The sequence below is a fragment of the Blautia parvula genome (assembly GCF_020215665.1).
GTDB lineage: Bacteria > Bacillota > Clostridia > Lachnospirales > Lachnospiraceae > Blautia > Blautia celeris.
The window spans coordinates 6,167,244-6,180,525 of the sequence record NZ_CP084061.1; the positions used below are offsets into that span (position 1 = coordinate 6,167,244).

The window sequence follows — 13,282 nt, forward strand, 5'->3', positions numbered from 1 at the left end:
TACAACTACTTTTAGGAGGAATGTTCAAAATGGCAAAATGGGTTTACTTATTTAGTGAAGGAAACGCCAACATGAGAAACCTGCTCGGTGGTAAAGGTGCCAACCTGGCAGAAATGACCAACTTAGGTATGCCGATTCCGCAGGGCTTCACTGTAACAACTGAAGCTTGTACAAACTATTACGACAATGGCAAAAAAATCTCTGAAGAAATCCAGGGTCAGATTTTTGAGGCTCTGACAGAACTGGAAAAAATTCAGGGAAAGAAATTTGGAGATAATGAAGATCCGTTACTGGTATCTGTACGTTCTGGTGCGAGAGCATCTATGCCTGGTATGATGGATACCATCCTGAACCTGGGTCTGAACGACATCGCAGTGGAAGGTTTTGCTAAAAAAACCGGAAACCCGAGATTCGCATATGATTCCTACAGACGTTTTATCCAGATGTACTCTGACGTAGTTATGGAAGTGCCGAAATCTTTCTTTGAAAAAATCATTGATGAAGTAAAAGAAGCAAAAGGCGTTCAGTACGATACAGAGTTAACTGTAGATGATTTAAAAGAGCTGGTGCAGAGATTCAAAGCTATCTACTCTGAGGAGATGAATGGTGAAGAATTCCCGCAGGATCCGAAGGAGCAGTTACTGGGAGCAGTAAAAGCTGTATTCCGTTCCTGGGACAACCCGCGTGCTATTGTATACCGCCGTATGAACGACATCCCGGGAGACTGGGGAACAGCCGTTAACGTGCAGGCAATGGTATTCGGTAACATGGGCGAGACATCCGGTACAGGTGTTGCGTTTACACGTAACCCATCCACAGGTGAAAAAGGTATCTATGGTGAGTACCTGATCAACGCTCAGGGTGAAGACGTTGTTGCCGGTGTTCGTACACCGCAGCCAATCAGCAAACTGGCAGAAGACCTGCCGAAATGCTACAAACAGTTCATGGAACTGGCTATGAAACTGGAAAACCATTACCGCGATATGCAGGATATGGAATTCACAATTCAGGAAGGAAAACTGTACTTCCTGCAGACACGTAACGGTAAGAGAACTGCTCCGGCAGCTATCCAGATCGCCTGCGACCTGGTAGACGAAGGCATGATCACACCGGAAGAGGCAGTTTGCCGTATTGAAGCAAAATCCCTGGATCAGTTACTGCATCCTACCTTTAATGCAGATGCATTAAAAGCAGGCGAAGTGATCGGTTCCGCTCTGCCGGCATCTCCTGGTGCTGCAGCAGGTAAAGTTTACTTCACAGCTGACGAAGCAAAAGCTGCTCACGAAGCCGGCGAAAGAGTTATCCTGGTTCGTCTGGAGACATCTCCGGAAGATATCGAGGGTATGCACGCTGCTCAGGGTATCCTGACTGTACGTGGTGGTATGACTTCTCACGCAGCCGTAGTTGCACGTGGTATGGGAACATGCTGTGTATCCGGTTGTGGAGAGATCAAGATCAACGAAGAAGAGAAATGGTTTACATTAGGCGGATATACATTCAAAGAAGGAGATTACATCTCCCTGGATGGAACATCCGGTAAAATCTATAAAGGTGATATCCAGACAGAGGAAGCTTCTGTAGGCGGAAACTTCGGCCGCATCATGAGATGGGCTGACCAGTTCCGTAAACTGCAGGTTCGTACCAATGCAGATACACCGGTTGATACAGAAAATGCTGTAAAACTGGGTGCAGAAGGTATCGGACTTTGCCGTACAGAGCATATGTTCTTTGAGCCGGATCGTATTCCGAAGATTCGTAAGATGATCCTGTCTGACAATGTAGAAGCAAGAGAAGCAGCCCTGAATGAGCTGATTCCTTTCCAGAAAGCAGACTTCAAGGCTATGTACAAAGCTCTGAGAGGACGCCCGATGACTGTTCGTTACTTAGATCCGCCGCTTCATGAGTTCGTTCCGACAGATCCGGAAGACATCAAAGCACTGGCTGACGATATGGGTCTGACAGCAGAAGAAGTACAGGCTAAGTGTGATGAACTGCACGAGTTCAACCCAATGATGGGTCATCGTGGATGCCGTCTGGCTGTTACCTATCCGGAAATTGCCAAGATGCAGACAAGAGCCGTGATCGAAGCTGCTATCGAAGTAAAAGAAGAGATGGGATATGATATCGTTCCGGAGATCATGATTCCGTTAGTAGGCGAGAAGAAAGAGCTGAAATTCGTGAAAGATGTTGTTGTTGCAACAGCAGAGGAAGTTATGAAAGAGAAAGGCGAATACATCAACTACCATGTAGGAACCATGATCGAGATTCCTCGTGCAGCTCTGACAGCAGATGAGATCGCTGAGGAAGCAGAATTCTTCTCCTTCGGTACCAACGACTTAACTCAGATGACATTCGGTTTCTCCCGTGATGACGCTGGTAAGTTCTTAGGTTCCTACTACAGCAACAAGATTTACGAATCTGACCCATTTGCAAAACTGGATCAGACAGGTGTAGGCCAGTTAGTACAGATGGCTGCAGAAAAAGGACGTAAGACAAACCCGACTCTGAAAATGGGTATCTGCGGCGAGCACGGCGGAGATCCGTCTTCCGTAGAGTTCTGCCACAAAGTGGGTCTGAACTACGTTTCCTGCTCACCGTTCCGTGTGCCGATCGCAAGACTTGCAGCAGCACAGGCAGCGCTGAATAATAAATAATCTATTTTGCCAATAGAATAAATGTACGCGAAAGCGTATTGTGTCCAAGCAGAGGCTCCCCCGTATGAAAATGCGGGGGAGTTATTTCATGTCAGTAAGAGAACAGGAATCACGAAAGGCAGGACTATAAAATGCTGCAGCCATACTTTTTAGAGCATATGGTAAATCTGATCCATACTCCGTTTCATTTATTTAGTACAGATAAAGAAATTATACAGAAATTCGGTGCCAGGGACATAGAAACTTTGATTTTCGAGAAAAATCCGGAATTTGTGGAGAAAGTATTTTCCCAAAAAAGTGAACAGCATCCGGTTATTTTCACGGAGAGCAGCCTGGTCTATGCAATATTTGCCCAAGGGCTGTCAAAGGGAGCGGTAATCATAGCCGGTCCGGTAACGATCGGTCCTCTGAGCCAGGAAATTCTCATTCAAATCCGCAGATACTATAACCTGGGAAGGAAGAGCGGTTACATACCTCCTGTCTGTCCTCTGGACAAGTTCGTTTCCGGAGTTTTGCTTCTGCACTGGCATCTCACCGGTGAAGAGCTGTCGGCGGCCCGGCTGTGGAAAAGAAACCAGCAAAATTATACAGCCACCATGAATTTACAGAACCGCATCTCCCAGGATATTTTTGAACGGCAGGAAAGCGCGGGTCTGCATAACCCTTATGAGCAGGAACTGCGGGAACTGGACAGCATTGAAAAGGGCGATATCCAGGCTCTGACAAAGAGTATATCAGAGACTTATGAGGGAGAGATCGGAGTCCTTGCAAAAGATCCGCTCCGTTCCCATAAAAATGTGGCGGTTGGCAATATCACGCTGGCATCAAGAGCCGCCATCCGGGGAGGAATCAGCGTGGAGAAATCCTTTTCCCTGGCAGACAGCCTCATTCAGCAGGTGGAGGAGATTGATAATGTTCCTGAGGTGGAGGCATTTAAGCGCGAGGCGCAGTTTGTCTATGCCAGGCTTGTGGATGAAGAGAACATACAGGGAGGAGAGAAGCAGAAGACAAAGACAAATCCTCTGATCGGACAGGTAAAGGATTACATATTCAGTCATCTGCATGATCCCATTCAGGTAGCTGACATTGCGGAACATATGGATATCAATGCAGACTATCTGTCCCATCTTTTCAGCTCTCAGGAAAAGATCACCATCACCAATTACATCCGCAGAGAGAAAGTGCGGAGGGGAGAAAATCTTTTAAAGTATTCGGATTACCGGATTCAGGAAATTGCCTTTTATCTTGGATTCTGCTCCCAAAGCCATTTCGCCAGGGCATTTCAGCAGGTGGTGGGTATGAATCCCAATGAGTACAGAAGGAAATTCGGAAATAGGAAAAAATGGAAAATGAAATAAGATATGTGACTTTTGGCTAAGATATGTGATATATTTTAGCCGTTTTTTTATTTATAATTAGAAATGGTAGGCAGCATGACCGGCAGGACATGCAGCCCGGGAAATATCTGGGTGTACCAAAAAGGAAAAAAGGAGGAAAGAGAATGAGAAGTTTTAAAAGAGGGATTGCTGCAGCCACTACCGCAGCACTTTGCCTGACATCCATACCGTTAGGCGGACTTCAACTGGTCTCTGCAGCGGACGCGGACAGAGTGATCAAGCTTCAGCCGGGCCTGGCATCTACCTTTCATGACACCAATGAGGATGGACTTGGTGAATTTGAGGGATGGGGTACATCACTTTGCTGGTGGGCAAACCGCCTTGGCTACAGTGATAAGATGACAGAGGAAGCGGCAAGGGTTTTCTTCAGTGATGAGGGCCTGGATATGAACATTGGCCGTTACAATGTGGGCGGTGGTGATCTGGTAGGAGAGCCGACAAAAGTGCCGGTAAACGAAAAAGCAGAATTTTACGACCTGGAGACAGAAGGACGCAAACCAGAGTACAAAGGCAAAAAAATGTCTGTCGGAACAAATACAGCAATGAAAAGCCTGAAATACACAGTATCTGATGCGGACTTCGGTATTACTAAAGGCAGTGAGGTTGGTAGCTTTCAGTCGATTGGCTGGATAAACAAACTGGATGACGAGCCAGGCGATGGTGACAATCTGCGTTATACTGTTAAAGCCGAGGAAACAGGAAATTATACGGTTAAACTGCTCCTTACTCTTACCGGAAGCAATAAGCGTGATGTAGCAATACGTGTTAACGATGAAAAGGATTATCTTGTCGATGCAGACACCATTAATAGCCATATCATTGCTTCAGGCAATAATAATATGCTGTTTCTTGTAACAATCTCCGATGTTGCGCTGAATGCAGGAGACAATACGATTAATATCGCCGGTAAAAGTGACTGGACACTTGATTTTGTAAAAATGGCAGTCATCAAATCCGGTGAGGAAGGCAAACTGCCGGAAGGGGAAGAATTCCTTCACAGTGAGCATATCACCCGTTCTGATTCCGCAATTCCGGGATATGCAACGGATGTAACAAAGATAAATGAAAGTGAACATGAGCTTGCATGGTATGAAGAGAATTACGACAGAGCCGACGCAAGCTGCGGCTATGCCTGGAATTATAACTGGAAAGCAGATGAAAATCAGATCAATATTTTGAAAGCAGCTGCTGAGGCCAGCGGTGAAGACTTCATAGCCGAGGCATTTTCCAATTCCCCGCCGTATTTTATGACAAACAGCGGATGCAGTTCAGGGGCAGTAGATTCCAATAAGGATAATCTAAGGACTGACTCTTATCGTGCATTTGCAGTCTATATGGCTGATGTGATCGAGCACTGGAACAAGGAGGGTGTTATCACCTTTCAGAGCACAACACCTATGAATGAGCCGTATACAAGTTACTGGGGAGCTTACAGCAATAAGCAGGAAGGCTGCCATTTTGACCAGGGAGAATCCCAGTCAAAGATTATTGAGATGCTGAATGAAGAGCTGAAGAAGCGGGAAATCAATATCATAATCTGTGGCACAGATGAGACAAGTATTGATACGGCCATTACCTCCTACAATGCTCTTTCTGATGAAGCAAAAGGAATCATCCAGAGAATCGACACACATACATACGGCGGTTCCAGACGTGCTGAGCTGAAAGAACTGGCAGAGAAGGAAAACAAGAATCTGTGGATGTCAGAGGTTGACGGTGCCTATACTGCAGGAACAGATGCAGGAGAGATGAGCGCAGCCCTTGGTCTGGCAAAACAAATGATGACAGATGTAAACGGACTGAAAGCAAATGCATGGATTTTATGGAATGCCATTGATATGCATGTGGATAAAGAGATAAAAACAAGCAGCGATGCGGATTATGCCAGTCTGGAAGAGCTCTATAACCGTGTTAACATGAACAGCGGATACTGGGGAATCGCCATCGGCGATCATGACAATCAGGAAATACTGCTTACAAAGAAATATTATGCATATGGCCAGTTATCCAGATATATTCGTCCCGGATATACAATTATCGGTTCCAGCGATGACACACTGGCAGCATATGATCCGGAAAGCGGAAAAGTTGTCGTTGTGGCAGTGAACACAGCAGGAGAGGACAAAACATGGAAATTTGATCTGTCCAGCTTCAGTACCATGGGCGACAATGTGACTGCTATACGTACAAGCGGAACATTAAAAGACGGTGAAAACTGGGCTGATGTGTCTTCAGAAGATACCATTGCGGCAGACACTGCAAAGAAGAGTATTACTGCAGTACTGAAGGCAAATTCCATCACAACTTATATTGTGGACGGTGTGACTTATGACAGCAGTACAGAAGAAATCGTCAGGATTGATGATGTAAATGTATATACTGTGGAAGGCGTTGCAGCAGAACTGCCGGATACGGTAGAAGTGGTTACAAACAAAAACAATACGCTGGAGAAAAAAGTTACATGGGATCTGGAAGGCGTTGACCTGACAAAAGATACAAAAGTTACAGGTACCGTGGAAGGCACCACAATGACAGCAACCGCTAACGTACAGGTTGTGGCTCCAAACATGATTTATTTCATTGACTGTAACAGCCCGGAATCTCCAAAATACGCAGCTATGGACCAGTATGCAGATCTTTTAAATGAAACAGCAGATCAGGCGTATACAGAAGGTTCATGGGGATACCTAGATGAATATGGTAAGTATAACGGAACGGTGACGGATGAATATGATACAGGTTGGTATGCGAATAAAGATCAGGTAATTAAGTATACCATTCCGCTGGAAGCGGGTAATTACAAAGTTAATTTTGGCTTTAAGGAGTGGTGGAATCAGCAGCGAGAAATGGTTATTACTGCAGAACAGGACGGAAAAACTGTAGAGATTGGAAAAACCAACACTTGGAATGGAAACAACCCGTGGAACACATACTCACAAGATATTACAATTGAAAATGCCGGGGATGTAACATTCTGTTTGGCAAAGCAGAAAAATAACGATCCTGTACTTTCCTTCATCCAGATTCAAAAGGTTCTGGATTTAAGTGAACTGCAGGATGCCATAACAGCAGCGGGTGAAGTGGACAGAGCCCAGTACCCGGCAGCAAAGCTGGCAGTTCTGGATGCAGCAGTAGCAGCAGGCAGAGAGCTGATGCTGAAATCTGCAACAACACAGGACCAGATCCAAGAAGGCGCAGCGGCGATTCAGGATGCCATTACAGGATTAGGAGAAGGCTATACGGAAGAACAGATAGCAGCTAATGATTATGTTCTCTATCTTGTAAACTGCGGAACTTCTGATGCCTCTGTCGTTCCGGATGGTTACAGACGTGGTTTATATCAGTCAAATGTTGACCAGGAATACAGTGCAGATGCGGAAACAGGCTTAAGCTGGGGATATGAGCCGAATGATGAAAATTCAAAGATCGTTAAAGGCGGCAGCGGTGCAGCGGATATCACAAGCAGTTATATCTATATGGCCGACACAGGCGTAACGTTTATCAAAGATGTCAGTGGATTCAAATATAAATTTGAAGTTCCTCAGAGATCCAATAATGATTATGTTGTAACAGCCGGTTTCAAAAATCCGTGGGATACCAGAAATGTGGATATTAAGCTGGAAGGAGAAACTGTTGAGAGCGATCTGAAACTCACAAAAGGCCAGTTAGTTGAGAAATCCTATAAAGTTGAGGTTCATGACGGAGAACTGAATGTGATGGTTCACAGCCCAAAACGTACGAACCAGTACGGAGACCCGGTTCTCAGTTATCTTATGGTAGAGGCAGTTGCAGCTTATACGGTGGAGGGCCTTGAGGCTAAGATCAATTCCTATGAGGCATCAATGGATGGACACAGCTATTCTGACGCGACAAAAAAAGACTTTGATCTTGCTGTGACAGAGGCAAGAAAATTGATCGAAGAGCAGTCAACAGACCAGAAAGCCATTAAAAATGCGCTGAATGCACTGGAAGAAGCATATAATGCGCTGAAAGAAGTATTCACCTACAGCTCTATCACAGGAACGAACGGAGCACAGCTTTTTGACAACAACGGTAATAAGATACAGGCACACGGCGGACAGATTCAGCAGTTCACCATCGATGGAGAAACAAAATATTACTGGTACGGCGAAGATAAGACAAATGGATACCGTCCGGTAGTAGGTGTTCATCTGTATACCTCTACAGATTTGTATAACTGGACAGATGAAGGTGCCGTTCTCAAGAGTATTCCGGTATCCGAAGAGGATTACGGTAAAGACCAGGAAGAGGGCTATGAGGCCGATCTTTCTATCTTTGAGACAGACGAATATTTCAGCAGCCTGTACGGAGATTATAAAGACCAGGCACCGGATGATACAGAGAATTACAGCAGCAAACTGGAAGAGGTTTACTGGAATCTGGCTGAGGACAGAACCGTTATTGAGCGTCCGAAAGTTCTGTACAATGACGCAACAGGAAAATATGTCATGTGGTTCCATGCAGACGGACGTACACCGACCAACACAGCAGACTACGGCAAAGCAAGAGCTGGTGTTGCCATCAGCGACAGCCCGACAGGTCCATTTAAGCTTTTAGGCACATACAAACTGCACGACAGCGCGGATGCAAACCACAGTTGGGATAATGTGGGCGGAGCCGTGCGTGATATGAATCTGTTCAAGGACGATGACGGACAGGCGTATGTGATCTATTCTTCTGATGGAAACCTGACAACTTATATCGCAAAATTAAACGCAGATTACACAGGACTGATCGCAGATCCTGCGGATGCAGTGGAAGGAACAGGCAAAGAAGGAGAAGAACTGACAGCGTCGGATTATACAAGAAACTTTATCGATGCTTCCAGGGAAGCTCCGGCTATGTTTAAGTACAAAGACAAATATTATATCATCAACTCCGGCTGTACGGGATGGAGTCCGAATAAAGCACAGTATGCAGTAGCGGATCATCCTCTTGGACCGTGGACCGTTATGGGAGATCCCTGCGTTGGCGATACAAAAGGTACTACCTTTGATACGCAGAGCACCTGTGTATTCCCTGTGGATGCAGCAAACGGCAAATTTATTTACATGGGCGACCGCTGGTTCAATCCGGATTCCGGCGGGGATTTAAGTGATTCCAGATATGTATGGCTGCCGGTAGAATTCCTTCCGGGCAATCAGATTCAGCTGAAAAATTATGCAAACTGGACACTGGAAGAACTTGAGAATAAGGCAAGCTTTGAAGTGACTAGTGAACTTCCGACAGTTGTCAGTTCCGTATCCGAGATTGCAGACGTTCTGCCGGATACTGTTATGGTAGACTTCGGAAGTGGTTCCGTTGAGAAAGAAGTGACATGGGATATCGGCAGTCTTGATGAAAATAAACTGGGTGTTGCCGCAGTGACAGGAATTTTGACTGATGGAAACAGAGAGTTTACACACGAGATCAGCATTGTAAATCCCAAGTTGATCTACTTCTTCGACAGTGGAGCAGATACATCAGAATACTATGACACTGTCAATGCAAATCTGTTGGGAAGACTGAAAAATGCAGTACCGGACGAAGCCTATACGGAAGAAAACGGCGCCGGATATGTCGGTGTTACAAATTTAGTTGACAAAGATAAATTTGATCTGGGACATCATGCCGGTGATACTTACCTGTCAAATGGCTGGTGGGCTGCAGGCGGAAAGAATATTGTATATGCCTTCAATCTGGAACCTGGTATTTATACAGTATCGGCTGGTTTCCAGGAATGGTGGAATACCGGCAGACCTTCAAAAATGACGATTACTTCCGGCGATAATTTATTGGCAGAAAAAGCATTTACCGTTTATAACACGAGCACAGACCTTCAGGTAAATCAGACATTTGAAGTGACAGAAGAAACCAAAGGAAAGGTCACAGTTACAATCAGTAAGACCGGAAATCCGGATCCTGTAATCAGCTGGATTGGTGTAACTCATAATGATGCTGCTGTCAATAAAGACAAATTGAATACTCTGATCACTGCCGCAGATGCATTGAAAAAGGACAATTATTCAGAGGAAACCTGGGAAGCGCTGTCCATTATATTGGAAGAAGCAAGAATAGCTTCCGGAAATGAAGAAGCTGACCAGAAAGCCATTGATGAGGTGACAAAGGCTCTTGCAAAAGCCCTGGAAGATTTGGAAAGCACTGCAAATAAAGATGCGCTGAATAACCTGATCGCTGAAGTAGATGCCATGGATAATTCCATTTATACATCTGCGTCCTGGGCAGAATATCTGTCTGCAGTAGAATCTGCCAGAGCAGAAGCCCAGACAGTGGCAGACAATAAGGCTGCATTAAAAGATGAAATTGATGCAGCAGTGGAAGCACTGCGCGCAGCATTTTACGCAGGCAAGGAAAAATTAGTTACGATCCAGTCCGTTCTGGAAAAAGGCATTGCCACAAATACAGTTCCGGAGAGCAGTAAAGACAGTTATACGGAAGAGAGCTGGGCTGATTATGCGGCAGCATTGGAAGCTGCGCAGGCATTGATAGGCTCAAATGATGAGCAGGCTGTAAACGATGCAATCGCTGCACTTGAGGCGGCAAAAAATGCTTTGGAACAAAAACCTGAACATGTTGTAGATAAAACAGCTCTTACAGAGGCAATTGAAAATGCGCCTTCAGAAGAAGAGGCAGGACTGTATACAGCAAAATCCTGGGCATTATATGCAGATGTACTTACAAATGCAATCGATGTACGTGACAGTGAACTGGCAACACAGCTCGATGTTGACAATGCAGTGACAGCACTGACCCAGGCGCAGGCTGAACTTGTAACACTGGAAGAGAAACTTGCCGTTATGATAGAAGGCTATGAATCCCATGTTTCTTCTGCAGAAAGTTACACAGAGGAAAGCTGGACAATATATGAAAATGCTCTTGCAGCAGCAAAAGCACTTCAGAATAAACCAGGACTTACAGAGGAAGAAATAGACACAGCAGATCTGGCATTGTCTGAGGCGTATAATGGCCTTACTCCGGTGGAAGTTACCGTAGTGGATAAAGGCGGACTGCAGGCAGTGATCGAGCAGGCAGAACAGCTGAACAAAGAAGATTATACAGAGGAAGCATGGAAGGCTTTTGAAGAATCACTTAACAAGGCAAAAGCTGTTTATGATAACAAAGATGCATCTCAGAAGGATGTAAATAAAGAGATTACTGCACTGGCAGAAGCCATGGCAGAGCTTAAAAAACATCCTGCAAAGACAGAGGAAGAGACAGATAAATCCGCATTAAAAGCCCTGATAGATGAAGCTTCACAGCTGAAAAAAGATGACTATACAGGAACAACATGGAAAAAATTCCAGAAAGCCTTTGATGATGCGGCAAATATCTATGAAAGTGAAACCGCAACACAGGAACAGATTGATGCAGCCACGGCAGCTTTGCAGGCAGCAATGGACCAGCTTGAAAAAGTTACAGCCGGACCAAATCCAAAACCCCAACCGCCGACTGACAACAATAAAGACAAAGGCAAAAATCCAAGCAGACCATCCGGCGGTGGAAGCCAGAAAGGAACCTCTTCTGCAAAAACAGGGGATGAGACACCAATCGGCATGTTTGCAGGTTTGGGCGCCGTTGCACTGATCGCTATATTTGCCTGCACACTCAGTATCTTGAGAAAAAGAAAAAGGTCATAATCAAAAACAGAACAGCATAAAACGCAGTTCTTTTATCCCCCGGAAGATGACAAAAGTTCATATGCCGGGGCCGGGGGAAATCAGGAAGGAGAAAGTACCCTTTTTTAAAAAGAAAATATAATTTCAATAGGTGCGAATCCCAAGTGAACACAAAATTCCAGGGAGATTCGCACCTATATTTTTATGGAAAAAGGAGGATAATTATGTTAAAATAAAAAATAAGGAATTATATATGTGTAATATTTGTGCAAGATGTTCTAAAACGATGTTGGTATTTTGGGAGATTTTGCTGTCACTCTCCGCGAGGAGGGTGTGGATTGAAATCGGCATCATATGTGGCATATGACTGTCTGTATAAGTCACTCTCCGCGAGGAGGGTGTGGATTGAAATCGGTACCGGACAAGCTCAAAGAAGTGTTATTGCGTCACTCTCCGCGAGGAGGGTGTGGATTGAAATTATACCCATAAGGTGCAACACTTGAAATAAATTTGTCACTCTCCGCGAGGAGGGTGTGGATTGAAATCTATCAGGTAGACCGTGTGATTGCCAACATGGGAGTCACTCTCCGCGAGGAGGGTGTGGATTGAAATGATGGATACGGCAAGAGCGTTCCTGAACACTATCCTGTCACTCTCCGCGAGGAGGGTGTGGATTGAAATAGCAGAAAGCGCTGTTGAGTAGATACGAAAATCAGTCACTCTCCGCGAGGAGGGTGTGGATTGAAATTTATTTGATAATACTCTGTATACGCAATCTTTGTCACTCTCCGCGAGGAGGGTGTGGATTGAAATAGCGTAACGGAACCGTCAGAGTTTTGAGTGATTTCGTCACTCTCCGCGAGGAGGGTGTGGATTGAAATCCTTGATATAACCACCCTGCTCCTGTCCGGCGGTTGTCACTCTCCGCGAGGAGGGTGTGGATTGAAATATATTTACAAGTCCCCTTTTTAGTCACCTCGTATAGTCACTCTCCGCGAGGAGGGTGTGGATTGAAATACTGCCAGCAGTAAAGCAGACTATCCCCCTGAGGTGTCACTCTCCGCGAGGAGGGTGTGGATTGAAATGGAAGAGGAGCTTCCGGATATCGTACAAAGGTGGGTCACTCTCCGCGAGGAGGGTGTGGATTGAAATTTATCGGCATATAGTATGGAGGCAGTATGAGAAGTCACTCTCCGCGAGGAGGGTGTGGATTGAAATTGAATTAGTGCATTAAGTAGCGGGGCAACCACAGTCACTCTCCGCGAGGAGGGTGTGGATTGAAATTCTGCTTTTTGGAAAACATTGAACGCATCCTGTAGTCACTCTCCGCGAGGAGGGTGTGGATTGAAATATGGGTACTTTGATACGCTTACTTGTAACAGGGGTCACTCTCCGCGAGGAGGGTGTGGATTGAAATCTGTCTCAAATCCCGTTTGTGGAGGACCCAGACGAGTCACTCTCCGCGAGGAGGGTGTGGATTGAAATCGATAAAAGCATTGATTGCGATAGTCTCGTCGCTAGTCACTCTCCGCGAGGAGGGTGTGGATTGAAATTTCCATGACTGTCCGTGTCTTACCTGCCCCCGTCTCGTCAC

General features: G+C 45.5%; 3 protein-coding genes and 1 CRISPR repeat array (1 of these 4 running past the window's edge). All 3 genes read left to right on the forward strand.

Annotated elements, in window-relative coordinates; translation table 11 throughout:
- Positions 1-29 precede the first annotated feature (29 nt).
- The 3 genes from ppdK to LC508_RS27840 all read left to right on the forward strand — a co-directional run bounded on the left by ppdK (position 30) and on the right by LC508_RS27840 (position 11,709).
- Entirely contained in the window at positions 30-2,654 is a 2,625-nt protein-coding gene (gene ppdK, locus LC508_RS27830; protein ID WP_033139312.1) for a pyruvate, phosphate dikinase, read from the forward strand.
- Between the two features lie 131 nt (positions 2,655-2,785).
- Positions 2,786-4,012: a helix-turn-helix domain-containing protein gene (locus tag LC508_RS27835; protein ID WP_103732617.1), complete on the forward strand. Its 1,227-nt coding sequence runs from the start codon at positions 2,786-2,788 to the stop codon at positions 4,010-4,012.
- Positions 4,013-4,155: 143 nt separating this feature from the next.
- Positions 4,156-11,709 (forward strand): family 43 glycosylhydrolase, encoded by a 7,554-nt coding sequence (locus tag LC508_RS27840; protein ID WP_103732607.1) that lies wholly within the window; start codon positions 4,156-4,158, stop codon positions 11,707-11,709.
- Positions 11,710-12,000: 291 nt separating this feature from the next.
- Positions 12,001-13,282: direct repeats of the CRISPR family, unit length 33 nt; unit sequence GTCACTCTCCGCGAGGAGGGTGTGGATTGAAAT; it runs 1,244 nt beyond the window's last position.